12 protein-coding genes are annotated in these 16771 nt (G+C 61.9%); 9 read left to right on the top strand and 3 right to left on the bottom strand.

Annotation, left to right across the window (positions count from 1 at the left end; translation table 11 throughout):
* Positions 1 to 37: 37 nt before the first annotated feature.
* The 4 genes from mutL (at position 38) to GSQ80_RS03465 (ending at position 5450) form a co-directional block, all read left to right on the top strand.
* Positions 38 to 1993, top strand: a complete 1956-nt coding sequence (mutL, locus tag GSQ80_RS03480; protein WP_158786094.1) for a DNA mismatch repair endonuclease MutL — start codon at positions 38 to 40, stop codon at positions 1991 to 1993.
* 149 nt (positions 1994 to 2142) lie between these two features.
* Positions 2143 to 4299, top strand: coding sequence for a hypothetical protein (locus GSQ80_RS03475; RefSeq protein WP_158786093.1), 2157 nt, complete (start codon positions 2143 to 2145; stop codon positions 4297 to 4299).
* A 42-nt stretch (positions 4300 to 4341) separates the two neighbouring features.
* Positions 4342 to 5058 carry a (d)CMP kinase gene (cmk, locus tag GSQ80_RS03470; protein WP_158786229.1) on the top strand — a complete coding sequence of 239 codons (717 nt, stop codon included), beginning with the start codon at positions 4342 to 4344 and terminating at the stop codon, positions 5056 to 5058.
* 191 nt (positions 5059 to 5249) lie between these two features.
* Positions 5250 to 5450, top strand: a complete 201-nt coding sequence (locus tag GSQ80_RS03465; RefSeq protein ID WP_013581125.1) for a cold-shock protein — start codon at positions 5250 to 5252, stop codon at positions 5448 to 5450.
* 81 nt (positions 5451 to 5531) lie between these two features.
* Here GSQ80_RS03465 and GSQ80_RS03460 read toward each other — a convergent pair whose 3' ends face one another.
* Positions 5532 to 6473 carry a hypothetical protein gene (locus GSQ80_RS03460; protein ID WP_158786092.1) on the bottom strand — a complete coding sequence of 314 codons (942 nt, stop codon included), beginning with the start codon at positions 6471 to 6473 and terminating at the stop codon, positions 5532 to 5534.
* 80 nt (positions 6474 to 6553) lie between these two features.
* On the opposite strand from GSQ80_RS03460, the gene GSQ80_RS03455 reads away from it, so the two are divergent.
* The 3 genes from GSQ80_RS03455 to GSQ80_RS03445 all read left to right on the top strand — a co-directional run bounded on the left by GSQ80_RS03455 (position 6554) and on the right by GSQ80_RS03445 (position 10618).
* Entirely contained in the window at positions 6554 to 8242 is a 1689-nt protein-coding gene (locus GSQ80_RS03455; protein ID WP_158786091.1) for an MFS transporter, read from the top strand.
* Between the two features lie 47 nt (positions 8243 to 8289).
* Positions 8290 to 9987, top strand: coding sequence for a hypothetical protein (locus GSQ80_RS03450; protein ID WP_254059427.1), 1698 nt, complete (start codon positions 8290 to 8292; stop codon positions 9985 to 9987).
* A gap of 100 nt (positions 9988 to 10087) precedes the next feature.
* A complete protein-coding gene (locus tag GSQ80_RS03445) occupies positions 10088 to 10618 on the top strand; it encodes a DinB family protein (RefSeq protein WP_158786090.1) in 531 nt (176 codons plus the stop codon).
* Here the strand turns inward: GSQ80_RS03445 and GSQ80_RS03440 are convergent.
* Positions 10615 to 12636 carry a beta-L-arabinofuranosidase domain-containing protein gene (locus tag GSQ80_RS03440; RefSeq protein WP_158786089.1) on the bottom strand — a complete coding sequence of 674 codons (2022 nt, stop codon included), beginning with the start codon at positions 12634 to 12636 and terminating at the stop codon, positions 10615 to 10617. The two genes, GSQ80_RS03445 and GSQ80_RS03440, sit on opposite strands and share 4 nt — an antisense overlap.
* Positions 12637 to 12807: 171 nt before the next feature.
* Between GSQ80_RS03440 and GSQ80_RS03435 the strand changes: the two genes are divergently transcribed.
* The gene (locus GSQ80_RS03435) at positions 12808 to 13770 is read left to right on the top strand and encodes an MBL fold metallo-hydrolase (RefSeq protein ID WP_254059411.1); all 963 of its coding nucleotides are present in this window, start codon (positions 12808 to 12810) and stop codon (positions 13768 to 13770) included.
* A 77-nt stretch (positions 13771 to 13847) separates the two neighbouring features.
* Here the strand turns inward: GSQ80_RS03435 and GSQ80_RS03430 are convergent, their stop codons facing one another.
* Positions 13848 to 16364: a 2-oxoglutarate dehydrogenase E1 component gene (locus GSQ80_RS03430; protein WP_254059410.1), complete on the bottom strand. Its 2517-nt coding sequence runs from the start codon at positions 16362 to 16364 to the stop codon at positions 13848 to 13850.
* 136 nt (positions 16365 to 16500) lie between these two features.
* Between GSQ80_RS03430 and GSQ80_RS03425 the strand changes: the two genes are divergently transcribed.
* On the top strand, positions 16501 to 16680 hold the full coding sequence (locus GSQ80_RS03425; protein ID WP_158786087.1) for a hypothetical protein: 180 nt from the start codon (positions 16501 to 16503) through the stop codon (positions 16678 to 16680).
* Positions 16681 to 16771 lie beyond the last annotated feature (91 nt).

Below are 16771 nucleotides of genomic sequence, written 5' to 3'. Positions count from 1 at the left end.
GCAGGGTTGATGTGGGGCCGCTGACTACAATCGAGCCATGGGCAAGATACGCGTTCTTTCGGACCAGGTAGCGAACCAGATCGCAGCGGGCGAGGTGGTGGAGCGGCCTGCTTCGGTGGTGAAGGAGCTGCTGGAGAATTCGCTGGATGCGGGAGCTACGCGGATTCGGGTGGAGATTGAGGCTGGCGGGCGGAAGCTGATTCGCATCGTCGATAACGGGCATGGGATGGGGAGAGATGACGCGCTGTTGGCGTTTGAGCGGCATGCTACGTCGAAGCTAAGGTCGTCGGATGATTTGTTGAGCATTTCTACGTTGGGGTTTCGCGGCGAGGCCCTGCCTTCGATTGCGAGCGTGGCGCGGGTGAGTTTGGAGACGCGTGCGGCGGAGGATGAAGTAGGCACGGTGATGGAGATTGCGGGGGGCAATCTGTTGCGCGTGGAAGATGCGGGATTACCTGAGGGGACGACGATTGCGGTTCGGGATTTGTTTTTTAATACGCCGGCGCGGCGGAAGTTTCTGCGCGCGGAGCAGACGGAGCTGGGACATGTGGCGGCGCTGGTGACGCATTATGCGCTGGCGAACCCTGGGAAACATTTTGAGTTGCACTCGGCTACTCAGGCGTTGTTGATTGCGCCTGCGGTGGCGAATGCCGGCGAGAGACTTTATCAGATTTTTGGGCGTGAGACGTTTGAGAGTTTGATTCCGGTGGCGGCGGAGATTGATTTTGCACGGGCGGGATTGCCGGAGCCTCCGCCGTGGAAGCGAGAGCAGAATTATGAGGCGCCGGAGCCGGGTTTTGTGCGGCTGAGTGGGTTTGTGAGTAAGCCGGAGTTGCAGAAGCTGAATCGGAACTCGATTTATGTGTTTGTGAATGGGCGGCTGATTCGCGACAAGCTGATTCTGCATGCGTTCAATGAGGCTTATCGAAATATCATTCCGCCGACTTCGTTTCCGGTGGTGCTGCTGTTTCTGGAGATGCCGCCGCAGGAAGTGGATGTGAATGTGCATCCGGCTAAGACCGAGGTGCGGTTTCGGCAGGGAAGCTTTGTGCATGATTTTGTGAGGGACTCGGTGCGGACGGCGTTGATGAATGCGCGGCCTGCCGCTAGTTTTTTTCAGGCGCTGAGCGGGGGAGCTCGGGCTAGCGAGTCGTTGATGGTGGATGTTAGTCCGCTGCCGGGTGTGGATGGTGCGGTATTTGAGCCGCGAGCGCTGATGGTGGAGGAGAGTGAGGGGGCGATTGAGCCGGGCGATGTGGCGAACTTTGAGTTGAGGGAGCGGTTGGTGCCTGCTTCGGCTGGGAGGCTGGGATTTAGTGGGCCGGGGATGGCGGTGGGGTATGAGGAGGCCGTGGGAGCGACGCTGACGGAGCTGGCGGAGGAGAGCGTGGGAAGCCAGGCGACGTTGAATGGGCTGGCTTCGTTGAAGCCGCTGGGGCAGCTGCGGGACTCGTTTATTTTGGCGGTGAATGAGGAGGGGCTTTGGATTATTGATCAGCATGTGGCGCATGAGCGGGTGCTGTTTGAGAAGATCCTGCGCGAGCGCCAGGTGGAGGCGGTGCAGCGGCAGCGGCTGTTGATGCCGGTACTGGTGGAGTTGCTGCCGGAGCAGATTGTGACGTTTGCTGCGATCGCTGAGGAGCTGGAGCGGAATGGGTTTGAGGCTGAGCCGTTTGGGCCACGGACGCTGGCGGTGAAGGCGACTCCTGTGGGGTTGGAGGGAAAGGTGCTGGAACGGGTGTTGGAGGAGGTGCTGGGGGTGACGGAGAAGTCGGCGCAGGTGGAGAACGAGGAGCTGCGTCGGACGCGGATTGCGGCTTCGATTGCGTGCCATGCGGCGATCAAGGTGAATATGGTGCTGGAGCCGGCGAAGATTGACTGGTTATTGCGGGAATTGGGGAAAACTGAGCATCCGATGAGCTGTCCGCACGGCAGACCGATCGCATTGCGGTATTCTCTAAGAGACATCCAACGCGCGTTTCAGCGTATCTAGGCGCGAGCAAGAGCTATTCTTGCAGGATTTTTTTACGGATACTTTACAGGATTTTCTCCGATGACAGCACTGCGAACTGAGGTCTATTCTCTGCGTGGTATCTCGGAAGCTGCGCGTAAAAGGCGTAGCAGAAAACGATAGAGGCAATTTTGAGTACAACACCGGAGTTTAACGATATGCAGCTCGAGGCTGCTCGCGCTGCAGCATGGAAGCAGACGGGCGAGCCGTTGCTGACGCTCGAGGCGGCGCGCGACTGGATCAACGAACGCGGGCTGGTGCTGTTTGCGCCGCGCGGTTCGCAACTGCCGGTGCCGGCGCCCTCGCTGGTGGAGGCTACACTTGGCGTGGCGAAGGCTGCACCTACGTTTGCCGAGACAGAGGTTGCGCGGGGATTGGTTTCGCGGCTGGTGGGTGAGGGATTGGCGCTGCCGCTGAATCTGCTGGGAGTGCCTGGCGATGCGCCGGACTTCGTAGTGAGCGCGCAGGTGTTCAGCTTTGTGTTCACGATGCGGGGTGATAAGGCGTGGAAGCAGCCGCCGTCGACGTCGGGGGCGGTGAAGGTTTCGCCGCTGGGGCTGAAGGTGTACGAGGTGGTGACGGAGCGTGGGCCGGTGTCGGCTGCGGAGGTTGCGCAGGAGTTGGGACGCGAGGTTACGGAGGCGGCGATTCTGCGCTCGCTGACAGAGCTTTGGTCGCAGCTGCGGGTGATTCCGCTGTTGGCACAGGGTGACGGCGGGACGTTGTGGGAGTTGACGTCGCGCAGATTCACGAAGGCGATTAAGGCGGGGGCAAATGCTGGGCAGCCTACGGCGCTGTCGGCGCTGGTGTCGTTGTATTTGGCGCAGGTGTTTGCGGCGACGGAAGAAGAGGTGACGACATTTCTTTCGCCATTGACAGCGCGGTCGCGCGTGCGCGAGGTGCTGCATGCGCTGGTGGGTGCGCGGCAGTTGGAGACCGTGGTGGTCGAGGGCAAGACGCTGCTGCATATTCCTGGTGGGCTGCCGGTGGCTGCGGCGGTTGAGGGCGAGGCGCTCGCGGTGGAGGGTGAAGAGCCGGTTGCGGTGGTCGAGCGTCCGAAGAAGATTGGGACGGGACGGATCAAGAGCTTTGCGAGCGAAGGTAAGGTTGCTAGCGAGTTCAGGGGCAAGCCTGCTGGGAAGAGTTTTGCAAAGCCTGCGGGACGTGGCGGGTTTGCGGCGAAGCGACCGGGGGCTGGGCCGGTGAAACCGTCGGCTCGGTTTGGGGCGCGGCTGGATGGGAAGACGGATAAGGATCGTCGGCCGTTCAAGAAGGATGGAGCGGCGCCGGCGCGGGCTGGTGGGGTGAAGAAGACATTCACGAAACCTTGGGACGAGGATCGGAAGCCGCGGGCTGCGGCGCCTGCCAAGGCTGATGGGTTCACAAAGTTTCGGCGGCCGGCGCCTGAGGATCGTGCGCCGCTGGGTGCGCGCGAGCAGGCGGGGTTGCCGGTGGAACGGCGGACTCCGCCACGGTCGGCGACTAAGTCATTTGAGAAGCGGCCGTATACGCCTCGGACCGAAGAGAGTGGTGAGCGGGCGACGTTCAAGCCTCGGAGTTATGAGAGCAAGGATCGCGTGGCGAAGGCTGGCGGGTTTGGAGCGAAGCGGCCGTATGTGAAGCGCGATGCTGAGGGCGGTGCAAAGCCGTTCGCGAAGAGACCGTACACGCCTCGTGGTGAGGGTGGTGAGGGATCATTTGCTAAGCGGCCTTATACGCCACGCACTGAAGGTGGAGCGAAGCCTTTTGCCAAGCGTCCCTATACGCCTCGTGGTGAGGGCGCAGAGGGTTCGTTTACGAAACGGCCTTATACGCCGCGGACCGCAGAGGGTGGAGCGAAGCCGTTTGCGAAGAGACCCTACACGCCTCGGACGGAAGAGGGTGGAGAGCGGGCTTCGTTCAAGCCACGGAGTTTTGCCGGGAAGGAAGGCGGGGGCAAGCCGTTCCCGAAGCGTCCTTACAAAGCGCGTGAAGGCGGGACGCGACCGTTTATGAAGAAGGCGTATACGCCGCGAGTTGAGGCTAGCGGTGGTGCGGAGTCGACGGTGGAGCGGTCGTTGCCGAAGCGGCCGTACAAGCCTCGCGCTGCGGATGCGCATACGCGTCCGTTTACGAAGGAGCCGTGGGTTCCGAAGAGCGAGGGCGATGGGACGAAGCGAAAGAGCTTTGGCGGCAAGTCCTCGTTTGGCGGCAAGCCGAAGTTTGGTGGTAAGCCGGGTGGATTTGGAGCGAAGCGGAGTGGGCCTGGTGGAGCGAAGCCGACATTTCGCAGGAAGCCTGGGGCATAGGAGTTGAGGATGAGCACGCCTTCAGCGACTACCGGATCAGGAATGGAATCAGCGGGCGCTGAGAGCAAGGCGCGGCGGGCGCGGCCGGTGATCGCGATTGATGGGCCGGCGGGTGCGGGGAAGAGTACGCTGGCAGCACACTTGGCGCGGCGATTCGGGTTTCTGAACCTGGAGACGGGGGCGATGTATCGAGCGCTGGCGCTGAAGGCGATCGACCATGATTTGAGTTTTGACGAGGAGCCGGAGTTGCTGGAGCTGGCGGAAAGGACGCGCATTGCGTTGAAGCCGCAGCTGGAAGGCAACCTGGTGATGCTCGATGGAGTGGATGTATCGCGGCGGGTGCGCGATGGGGATGTGACGGCGGCAGCTTCGCGCGTGTCGGTGCATCCGCGGTTGCGGCAATGGATGGTGGAGCAGCAGCGGCTGTTGGGGGACGCTGGTGGCGTGGTGATGGAGGGCCGCGATATCGGGACGGTGGTGTTTCCGGATGCGGAGGTAAAGATTTTTCTGGATGCGGCGCCGGAGGTGCGGGGGAATCGGCGGTATCGGCAGGGGGTGCCGGCGCAGGCGGAGGTTACGGAGGAAGCGGTGATCCGCGAACTCAAGGAGAGGGATGCGCGAGATCGGAATCGAGTAGAGTCTCCGCTGCGGGCGGCGGAGGATGCGGTGATTTTGGATTCGACGGCGATGAGCCTGGAGCAGGTGTTGCGGGCGGCGGAGGAGATTGTTGACGCTCACTTGAGAGAGCCGAAGGGATAGACTGTGCGAATCGCGCGAATAGTTGCACTGTTCTTAGTGCAAACATCAACCTTTCGCAATTTTTCCGGTGGAAAATTCGACCTTCGTGCTAACATTTCTCAATCGTTTGAAACAGATTGGTTTCTGCATCAGCGGTAGCCGAATACCCATTTGGATTCAGCGTCAAAGTCAATCACAAGGATTTACGAGACATGGAACAGGGAACAGTGAAGTGGTTCAACGACGCCAAGGGATTTGGCTTCATCAGCCGTCAGAATGGTGAAGACGTGTTCGTGCATTATTCGGCGATCAACTCCAATGGTTTCAAAAGTCTGCAAGAGGGCCAGGCCGTTCAGTTCAACGTAGTAAAGGGACCGAAGGGGTGGCAGGCGTCCGACGTTCAGCCTCTCTAAGCTTCGGCTAAAGCGGTTTGACCGGTGGGTGAGTTTTGTTCACTGAGCAAAAGGGAAGAGCTGTGCTCTTCCCTTTTGCATTTAAGGCTGCGGGGGCGTGGTCGAGGGTGGTGGCGGGTCGGGGATGGGCTGACCGTCCGGGCCGATCAGGCGGTTCGAGTCGATGATGGTGGATTTTGAATGGAACTTCCGGTAGTCGGAGGTGACGAGGTGGAAGCGTCCATTGATGCCGTCGAATAGCAGGAAGCGGCCGCTGCCCTGGGCGTCGACGGCGGCTGGGAGCCAGATGTTGTCGGTGATGTGGGTAGCGGTGAAGTCGAAGCTGAGGCCTTGATGGATGTTGAGGACGAGACCGCCGCCGACTTTGAAGTCGTGGAGGAAGTGGCCCTGGCCGCGAACGAGGACATGGTCCTGTTCATCGATCCAGGCGGTGCCGACGAGGTCGCGGAACACTTTCTCGAATTCGTTGTGGGTTTTGGCGTTGGGATCGCCGGCGTAGTCGAGGACGATGGTGGGGCGGCCGTTGAGATCGACGCGGCGGGGGTTGGAGAAGGTGCCTAGCTCGAGGATGCGGGAGACGGTGAGGAGGTCGTCACCACGGGCGTCGGTGGGTTTGCCTTCGCTGGCGAGTTTCTCGCGATGCTCCTTCGCTTTGGCGACTTCTTTGTCGAGGCGATCGCTTTCTTTCTGGACATCTTTGTCGGAGAGAGGCTTGCCGTTGCGTGCGACGGTGCGGTCGACGCGGATGCCTTCGATAGTGAGGCTCTCGGAGTCAGTGGTGTCGGTCTTCTTGATTTCGCCTTTGCGGTCTAACTCCTGCTGCTCGATGTGAACGTGGTAGGTGTAGTCCTTGTTGGCAGCCTCGGATGCTTTCTGATTGCGTTCGACGTCGAGGAGAAGTTGGGTGGTGGGAGGGAACGGCTGCATGGTGGGCGGCGTTGCATCGGCCGGAGGCGTGGGTTGCTGAGCGGAGCTGGTCGCGCTGGCGATGCAGAGGAAGAGTGCGCGGCAGCGTTGGCCCATGCTGAAGGATAAACCGAGATACGAGAGGCGAGATGCGGGAGGCAAAGACTGACAGCTGACGGGGATGGCATCATAGAGGTGTGGGTGAGACTGGGCACGTAGATTCGACTGACATCGCCGTAACGACGGAGACGCTGCAGCGCAGTCCGAATGCGTTTGAGCCGCTGAAGATTCCGTTGTTCCGCGACCGATGGGTTGCGTCGACGGTGTCGAGTTTGGGCACGTGGATGCAGGACACGGCGGGCACGTGGTTGATGACGGTGCTGACAACGTCGCCGTTGCTGATTGCGTTGATGCAGACGGCGGCTAGCTTGCCGGTGTTGTTTCTCGGATTGCTGGCCGGAGCTACTGCGGATATTTATGAGCGGCGGCGGCTGCTGATCTTTTGGCAGTGTTGGATGCTGGCGAGTGTTGCCGTGCTGGCGGTGCTGACGTTTGTGGGCGTGATTACGCCGGTGACTCTGCTGCTGTTTACGTTTCTGTTGAATATTGGGTCGGCGATGAACAATCCTGCTTGGCAGGCGATTGTTCCGGAGCTGGTGCCGCATGATGAAATTCCGAATGCGGTGACGTTGAATGCGGCGAGCAATAATATTGCGCGCGCATTGGGGCCGGCGCTGGGTGGGCTGATGATTGCGGCGTATGCGGTGCCACATCGCGGGGCGGCTTGGGTGTTCGCGCTGAACTCGGCGTCGTTTGCGGGGGTGATCTGGATACTGTGGCGGTGGAAGCGGCAGCCGATTTTTCAGAGTGCGTTGCCGGCGGAGCGGATTGCGGGCTCGGTGCGATCGGGGCTGCGGTATCTGCGCTATGCGCCGGACTTGCAGGGGCCGTTGATTCGCGCGTTTACGTTTACATTTTTTGTGAGTTCAGTGTGGTCGTTGCTGGCGCTGGTGGCGAAGCGGGATATGCACCAGGGGGCGATGGGGTACGGCATTCTGAATGGCTGCCTGGGAGTGGGGGCGGTGGTTGGGGCTACTACGCTGGCGTGGATTCGGCAGCGCGTGGATGCGGATACGCTGCTGCTGGCGACGGGTGTGTACTACGTGGCGACGATGGTGGTGCTGGCGCTGGTGCCGCTGCCGTGGGTGGCGATTGTGGCGCTGCTGGGTGCGGGATTTGCTTGGACAACCACGATGTCGACGCTGAATGTGAGCGTGCAGTTGAGTGTGCCGGCCTGGGTGTACGCGCGGGCGCTGGGCGTGTACCTGATGGCGTTCCAGGGCGGGCTGGCGCTGGGCAGTGCGCTGTGGGGGGCGGTGGCGGAGCGGACGTCAACGAAGACTTCGTTGATTTGTGCGGCGGTGGGGTTGGCGATGAGCCTGCCGTTGACGCGGCGGATTCATATCTTGAAGGGCATGCTGCCGGACCTTACGCCTTATCGGTGGAAGCGGCCGCTGCCGGGGTTTGCGACGGCCGCTGATCCGGATGAGGGGCCGGTGCGCATCTCGGTGGATTACCGTGTGACGGCGGAGGACTATGCAGCGTTTACACGTGCTGTGCGAGGACTGGAAGGGGTGCGATTGCGTGGGGGCGCGGTGCGGTGGGGTATCTATCGGGATGCGGCTGATCCGGAGCATCTGAACGAGACATTCATCATGGAAAGCTGGCTGGATTTTTTGCGGTCGCGGGAGCGAATGACGCTGGCGGACCAGGCGATTCGCGAGCAGGTGAATGCGCTGCATCGGGGGACGGAGTCGCCGAAGATTACGTACCAGGTGTGGGCGGGGTCCTACGCGGACGGCGAGGGTGCTTCGCGTGGCGGCTGATGTGGGGTGGGCGCGGGTGGGTTTCGGCGACTTATAATTCCTCAGTTATGAAAAACTTGTGTGCGACCTTCTCCCTCCTTCCAGTGGTTCTTTCTTGTTTGGTTGCCGCGCCGTTGGGTGCGCAGTCGATGAATGGCATGTCGATGGGGCCTGCGGAAGCGGGGGTGATGGCTACGTCGGCGCAGATGCAAGAGCGGCTGGGCACGGTTTCGTTTCCGGTGTCGTGCGGGGCGGGGACGCAGGCGTATTTCGATCGCGGCGTGGCGCTACTGCATGACTTCTGGTACGCGGAGGCGACGAAGCAGTTTGAGCGGATTGCGAAGAACGATCCTGGGTGTGCGATGGCGCATTGGGGTTTGGCGATGAGCTCGTTCCACCAGATATGGGATCGGCCGGACGCGGAGTCGAGGAAGTTGGGGTGGGAGCAGATGCAGGCGGCGGAGGCGCTGCCGGTGAAAACCGAGCGGGAGAAGGATTATATTGCTGCGCTGGCGGAGTTTTATAAGCCGGGGCCGGCGGAGCATCCAGCGCGGATTGCGGCGTACTCGAATGCGATGGGGAGGTTGTATGCGAAGTATCCGGAAGACGTGGATGCGGGGGCGTTTTACGCGCTGTCACTGCTGGCCGCGAAGACTCCTGACGATTTGACACAGGCACAGGACCGCAAGGCGATGGTGGTGTTGAAGCCGCTGTTTGCGAAGTACCCAGATAATCCAGGAGTGGTGCATTACATTATTCATGCGTGCGATAACCCGGCGATGGCGGCGGAGGGTTTGGCGGCGGCCGACCACTATGGCGAGATAGCGCAGTCTGGCCCACATGCGTTTCATATGCCGGGACACATTTACTCACGGCTAGGATTGTGGCAAAAGGATGAGGCGTCGCAGTTAGGGTCGATTGCGGCGTCACAGGCCGCGGAGAAGCGGGGTGAGAGTGGGCTGATGGACGAGCCGCACTCGTATGACTTTTTGATCTATGCGTATTTGCAGAGTGGGGAGGATGTCCAGGCGAAGAAGGAGCTGGAGGCGAGTAAAGAGCCGCTGGATAAGATTGCGGCGATGCAGGGAATGGGTGCGGGATATATGGCGGGAATGATTCCGTACTATCGGCTGAAGTTACCGGGGTTCTATGCGCTGGAGATGCATGAGTGGAAGGCCGCGTCTGGGATAGAGCCGGTGGCGGGAACGCGACCGGCAACGGCTACGCTGGCTTACTGGTTGCGTGTGGTGGGAGATGGGCACTTGAAGGAGCCGGAGAAGGCGCGTGCAGATCTGGCGAAGTATGACGCGCTTGTTGCGGAGGTGCAGAAGAGTAAAGACGCGTACGAGTTGGAGGGAACGGGTACGAAGATTGAGCGCAACGAGATGGTGGCGTGGGTTGCGTATGCCGAAGGCAACCAGGAGGCGGCGTTGATGGCGATGCGCGCCGCGGCCGACTTGCAGGACCAGGTGGGGCAGGGCGAGGTGGACATTCCGGCGCGCGAGATGCTCGCGGATATGCTGCTGAATTTTGGCAAGCCGAAGGAGGCGCTGGCGGAGTATGCGGTGGCGCTGAAGCTCAGTCCGAACCGGCTGAACGGATTGTTCAACGCGGGCAGGGCGGCGGAGGCGGCTGGCGAGAAGGGCAAGGCGGAGTTTTATTATGCGGCGCTGTTGAAGTCCACCGACGGGGGAGCGGGGTCGGCGCGGCCGGAGTTTGCGCATGCGAAGAGCTTTGTGGCTGGGACGGAGCGGGCGGCGGATTAGCGGCGCGCCCTTACCAGGATCCTGCAATCCCGCATCTCAGAATCGAGATACGGGGCGGCCGGATTTTGTTGCTGGATGTCGCGCTTGAGGAGTGAGAGCCGTGGCGAAGAGTCGGCGAGCGGTGGAGACTCGAGTGGGTCGGACGGCTGCGGAGATCTTTGCGGTGAATGAGCGTGTGAACCAGTTGCTGCTGGAGCGGCTGGATGCTGCGGCGTGGAGAACGAAGCCAGTGGGTGGGGTGCGGACGATTGCCGCAATCGTTACGCATGTGCACAATGTGCGCGCGAAATGGGTGCGGCTAAATGCACCGCAGGTAGGAGTGCCGGCGCAGCTAAAGTGGGCGAGTTGTACGCAGGAGCAGGCGCAGGTGGGGTTAGGGGAGAGTGCTCTTGCTTGTGAGAGGATGCTGGCGCTGGTAGAGAACGGCGGGGTCAGGGAGTTTCTTCGCGATGGGTGGGCGACAGCCTGGCGTTTGGGGATGACACCGGGTGGGACGGAGATGGTTTGTTACATGGTGGCGCATGAGGCGCATCATCGTGGGCAGGTTTGCATGCTGGCGCATCAGATGGGGTTTGAGTTGCCGAAGGATGTAATAAGTGCGATGTGGAGTTGGGAGAGGTTGTGGGATTAAGTTGAGACTTGTGCGGGAGCGCATCGGGGGAATGCGGTGATGCGGAGTTTTGCGGCGGCGTAGGGGATGAGGGTGATTTGCTCGAGGGGCTCGGAGGTGGTGATTGGGCTTGGGGGGACGGGGTCGGCTACGCTGTCGACTGCTTGCCAGGATTTTAGTTTGCGGGCGGGGAGGGTGATGGTCACGGGTGCGGCATGGCGGGTGAAGGGGGCGTCGGTGAGGGGGTGTTCGGTTGCGTGGAGGGTTGTGGTGTTGTCGACGGCGAGGGCGTAGTTCCACTGGGTGTTGGGGTAGACTTGCCAGTCGGCGGTCAGGTCGCGGTCGCGGAGTTTGAGCCAGGTTTCTCCGATGGGGTAGGAGAAGACTAGTGGGCCTCGGTTGATGGAGAGAGATTGGTTGAAGCCGGTGATGAGGCGCGGCGTTAGAGGGAGGGTTAGTTCGACTACGTCGCCGGAGGTCCAGGTGCGATGGATGCGAGCGAAGGTGTTGGGGGTGGGAGTTGGTTGAGGTTGGTTGTTGATGCGGAGGGTTGCGTTCGCGGCCCAGGCGGGGATGCGGAGATGTAGGGGGAAGGCTGTCGGCGTGGCGGGATTGAGGGTGAGCGTGATGCGATCGCGGAAGGGGTACTCGGTGTCTTCGTGGATGGAGAGGGGGACGCCGCGGATGGTGGTGGTTACCGTGGAGGGAGAGTAGGCGGTCGCGGCGAGGCCATCGTCGTGGGAGGCCATCCAGAGGCTGGCGGTGAACTTTGGCCAGCCCTGGTGGAAGTTGGCGGTGCAGCAGCCGAAGTTGGGATCGAGGCCGTAGAGGTTGGACTCGGGGCCATCGGTGGTCCAGGGTTTGTGGTGGAGGGAGCACTCGACCTGGTTGGGCTCCTGGTTGTATTGGTGGGCCCACATGTCGTCGGTGAAGGCGCCGGGGAGGGCGTTGAAGGCGAGGAGTTCGAGGCGGTCTCCGAGGGTGGGGTCGCCGAGGATGGCGAGAGATTGTTCGAGGGAGAACATGGTCTCGACGACGGTGCAGAGCTCGGAGCCTTGCGAGGGGTTGCGGCCGGCGAAGTGCTCGTCGCAGGAGAACATGCCGTTGGGGAGGCCGTGGTAGGTGTCGAGCGCGGAGAGCATTCGGTGGATGGCGGCGCGGTCTTCTTCTTTGTTGGAGAGGACGGACCAGACGGGGGCTGCTTTGATGGCTTGGCCGTTATTGACGCCGTGGGTGGCGAGGGCTAGGTCGCTGAGGCCGCCTTCGGGGAGGTGGAGTTGGTCGGCGGTCATGCGTTCGGTGTGGCGGAAGTCGGCGAAGTTTTTTTGCCAGTCGAAGCCCTGGGTGTGGAGCAGGCGGACGAGTGTGGGGAGGGATGTGTCGCCGGTGCGGTTGTAGAGCCAGAGTGCGGTGAGGGCGTTGTCCTGCCAGCGGAACTTGCCCCAGTCTTGCAGAGGCCGTGAGGGGAGGGTCGCGAGCTGGTAGGCGAAATAACGGGTGAGGAAGGGGAGGATGCGCGGGTCGCTTGTGGCCTCGTAATACTGGGTGAGGACTTTGAGCATCACCATGCGGGGCCACCAGTCGTTGTTGGAGGCGGGGCCGAAACTGCCGTTGGGTTGCTGGTGGGTGAGGGTCCAGTCGATGAATTTTTGCGCTTTGGCTTTGAGGCGGGGGTCGTCGAGTTGGTAGGCGAGGGGGACTAGGCCGTCGAGGAAGTAAGGGCCGCGCTCCCAGGATTCGCCGGTGCCGCCTAGCCAACCGCTGTTGGGGCCGACGTCGGGCCAGGTTTCGTCGAGATGGCCTCCCAGGCCGTTGGCCTGGATCTGGAGTTGGGCGCGGAGCCAGCCGGTGGGGCGGACCGAGCCTAGCGGGAGAGGGTAGAAGGCGTTGGGGGCTAGGAGGGCGCGGTTCTTGGGGGTCGTGGGCGCGATAGGGGAAGCGTGGGTCGTGGGACAGGGGAGGGTTGAGGCGAGGGCTGCTGCTGCGGCTTGCTTTAGGAAGCGGCGGCGACTAGCGGGATGAGGCGTTTTGCGGGGCATGGGGTGGCTGACTGATCGAGGCGGCTCGCGGTCGCTTGACCTCATCGTACAACCCGCATCTCAGAATCGAGATGTGGGGCACTCGGGTATGTGGCCGGTTGGGCGTGGGATGTTTGCCGCATCGAGGGACGCGGTTGCGCCATCTACTGGTTAATGAGTTTAGGAGTGAGCATGGCGTTTCGGATGGAGAAGTTGAAGCAGCTTTGGCGGTTGGTGAGGGAGAGTCATGCGGAGCCACTCAAGGGTGAGCCGCGCAAGCCTGCGGTGTTGGGGGTTGAGGAGCAGGCGGCTACGTTCATTGGGCACTCGTCGTTTTTGGTGCAGATGAAGGGGCTGGGTGTGTTGATTGATCCGGTGTTTGCTACGCGGCTGATTTTGTTGCGGCGGCAACGGCGGCCGGGCGTTCGCGTGAAGGATTTGCCGGTGATCGATGCGGTGCTGTTGACGCATGCGCATATGGATCATTTGAATCGGCCGTCGCTGCGCGCGGTGGTGCAGGAGATGCGGCGGCGGGGACGTGTGGCGCCGGTGGCGATTGTGCCGAACGGCGTGGAAGATTTGGTGGCGGACCTTGGGTTCTCGAAGGTGGTGGAGTTGAAATGGTGGGAGTCTGCGGAGGTGTTGGGGTTGAAGGTTACGGCTACGCCGGCGCGGCATTGGGGCGCGCGGATGTTCAAGGACACGCATCGGGGGTTTGGTGGGTATGTGCTTGAGGCTGAGGGGGCGGAGACGGTTTATCACTCGGGCGATACAGCTTACTTTGGGGGGTTCGCGGAGATCGGGAAGAGGTTGGCGCCGAAGATTGCTCTGCTGCCGATTGGGGCATATTTCCCGGATAGTTATCGGAGCGTGCATACGAGTCCGGAGGAGGCGCTGCAGGGGTTTCTGGATTTAGGCGCGGAGACGATGGTGCCGATGCACTACAACACGTTTCGGTTGGGAAGAGAGTCGATGGACGAGCCGTTGGCGAGGTTGTTGAAGGCGGCGAAACGCGCGGGCGTGCTGGAGAGGGTGCGGGTGCTCGGCGAGGGCGAGCGTTTGTTGGTGGGAGGTGAGGTGCGGACGCCGGCGGCGAGCGAGAGTAAGGCGCTCAGGCCCAAGTTGAGTGGGCCTGAGGTTTACTCAGTGGGTTGAATGCGCCGAACTATATTCTGCGAACCCACGTCTCAGAAGCGAGACATAGGGCACCCGGTTTGTGTGCTGATCTGAACTTAAGACTCGTGGCCTAGCGCTAAGTCGATGAGGGTTTTCTCTTCGAGGGCGTGGGCCTTGGCGGAGCCGGTGGCGGGCGAGGCGGCGGCGGTGCGCTTTACGCTTAGGACGGCGCGGTCGCCGGCGAGGCGGCGGAGTTGGGGGATGACGAAGGAGAGGGCTCCCATGTTGGCGGGCTCTTCTTGTACCCACACAATTTCTGTCGCAGAAGGGTGCTGGTCGAGGGCGGCCTGGAGCTCGGCTTCGGGGAAGGGGTAAAGCTGTTCGAGGAAGATGATGGCGACGTCCGTGACCTTGCGCTTGTCGCGTTCGACGCGGAGGTTGTGGCCGATTTTGCCGGTGCAGACGAGCAGGCGGTGGGGGTTGGTGACGGAGTTGTCGGGGAGAACGTTTTGGAAGTGGTCGAGCGTGAGGTCGGCGACGGGAGACATGGCGTCGGGATGGCGGAGCATGGATTTCGGGGTGAAGACGATCAGGGGCTTGCGCCACTTGCGCAAGGACTGGCGGCGGAGGAGATGGAAGTACTGCGCGGCTGTGGAGGGCTGTGCGACCTGGATGTTGTCCTGCGCGGCTAGCTGGAGGTAGCGCTCGATTCGGGCGCTGGAGTGCTCGGGGCCCTGGCCTTCGTAGCCGTGGGGGAGGAGCATGACGAGGCCGGAGAGCAGGCCCCACTTGGCTTCGCCGGCGGAGAGGAATTGGTCGATGATGATCTGGGCGCCGTTGGCGAAGTCGCCGAACTGAGCCTCCCAGAGGACGAGGGCTTCTGGGTAGTCGCGGGAGAAGCCATATTCGAAGCCGAGGCAGGCAGCCTCGGAGAGCATGGAGTTGTAGACGGACCAGCGGCCTTGTTTGGGGCCAAGGTTCCAGAGTGGAGAGAAGCGAGTTTCGTTCTCGATGTCGATGAGGACGGAGTGGCGCTGGTTGAAGGTGCCGCGCTGGGTGTCCTGACCGGAGAGGCGCACGGGCGTGCCGACTTTGAGCAGAGAGGCGTAGGCGAGGAGCTCGGCCATGCCGTAGTCGAGGGGCTTCTTGCCGGTGCCCATCTCTACGCGCTGCTCGAGGAGCTTCTGTACTTTCGGATGGACGTGGAAGCCTTCGGGCGGTGTGGTGAGGGCATTGGTGAGGGAGGCGATTTCGGCGAGATCGAGGCCGGTGCGGGGGTCGTCGTCGGCGCGGAGAGGGCCGCCGTAGTAGGGGTTCCAGTAGTCGCGGATGTCGAAGAGCTTGGGCTTGCGGTTGGCGGCAGTGGCGGCTTTCTGCTCTTCGAGGAACTTGCCTTGGGAGAAGGCGATTTCTTCTGCGGGGTCAACGCCAATCTGTTTGGCGTAGAGCTGGTAGAGGGGCGGGTGGTCCTTGATTTTGGCGTAACGGAGGGGCTGGGTGACGGTGGGGTCGTCGACTTCGGAGTGGCCGTGGCGGCGGTAACCGATGAGGTCGACGACGACGTCGGAGTGGAAGGTCTGGCGGTACTCCGCGGCTAATGCGGCGATGCGGACGACGGCCTGAGGGTCTTCGGCGTTGACGTGAAAGATGGGGATGGGGAGGCGCTTGGCGAGGTCGGAGGCGAAGCGTGAGGAGTTGGATTCGCCGGGAAGGGCGGTGAAGCCGAGGAGGTTGTTGACGATGACCTGGACGGTGCCGCCGATGTTGTAGCCGTGCAGGGTCGCGAGATTGAGGCTCTCGGCCCAGATACCCTGGCCGGCAAAGGCGGCATCGCCGTGGATGATCATGGGGAGAACCTGGCGGCGGGCTTCGAGAAAGTTTTCTTTGCTGCGGTTTTTGGCGAGGCGTTCTTGATAAGCGCGGGCGCGGCCCATGATGACGGGGTCGGCGGCTTCAAGGTGGCTTGGGTTTGAGGCGAGGTGAAGGTGCACGGTCTTGCCGGTGGCGGTGATGAAGTCGCCGGTGGCGCCGATGTGGTATTTGACGTCGCCGCCGCCGAGGGTGCTGCGAGGGTCAACATCTTCGAACTTGGTGAAGATGTCGCGGGAGGGACGGTTGATGGTGTTGACCATGACGTTGAGGCGGCCGCGGTGACTCATGGTGAAGAGGGAGCGGTTGACGCCTAGCTCGGCTGCGGTGGTGAAGAGCTGGTCTAAGAACGGGATAAGGACGGTGAGGCCTTCGAGGGAGAAGCGCTTGGTGCCGAGGTAGCGCTGCTGGATGACCTGCTCGAAGAGGTCGGCGCGGAGGAGGCCGGTGAGGATGCGGGCGGCCGGGATGGTGGGGGTGACGGCGTCGGGATTGATAAACGGAGCTTCGAGGCGCTGCTGGATCCAGGCGCGCTTTTCGGCGGAGGGGATGTGCATGAACTCGGCGCCAACGGAGGAGGCGTAAATGCGGCGGGCTTCTTTGGTGTCAGGGGAGTCTTCGTCGGGCGCGGGGTCGGCGATAGGGAATGGCGTGGGCGGGAGGAGCTGGCCGAGGGGGTCGAGGGAGGCCTGAAGGTAGCCCCAGCGGCGGAAGAGGTCGAAGGTGGTTTCGCGGGTTGTTTCTACTTGTAAAGTGGCAGGCATGCACTCATAGGATGTCATGGGATTGGGTTTGGACGCGAGGTGGGGTCCGGGGGAGAGAAAGGCTGGGGGTGTGATGAGTATCACAGACGGGTCTTGATGCGAGGCTTCAGGATGAAGTTGTTGGAGGATTCACCAGATGCCGTCGAACTCTCTCCCAGAGGTTGTGCAGGAATCGTTGCCGACACCTTGTTCGTGTGCTGGACCCTGTGCTGGATATGGAACTCGAACTGGCTGCCCCTCGCTGCTGGTGCTGGCGACGCTGGATCAGGCCAAGAAGGAGCTGGCTGCTTCGTTGGATGAGGAGGCAGCCGCGTAGAAGATTGATCTTCAAACCAGTGAATATTGCTGTCGGCAGGACGGTAACTACTGGTAGCTGAAGCTCTATTCGGGACTCTCTTGGGAGAAAG

Source organism: Granulicella sp. L46, assembly GCF_009765785.1.
GTDB lineage: Bacteria > Acidobacteriota > Terriglobia > Terriglobales > Acidobacteriaceae > Granulicella.
This window is presented reverse-complemented; position numbering and strand designations above follow the sequence as displayed.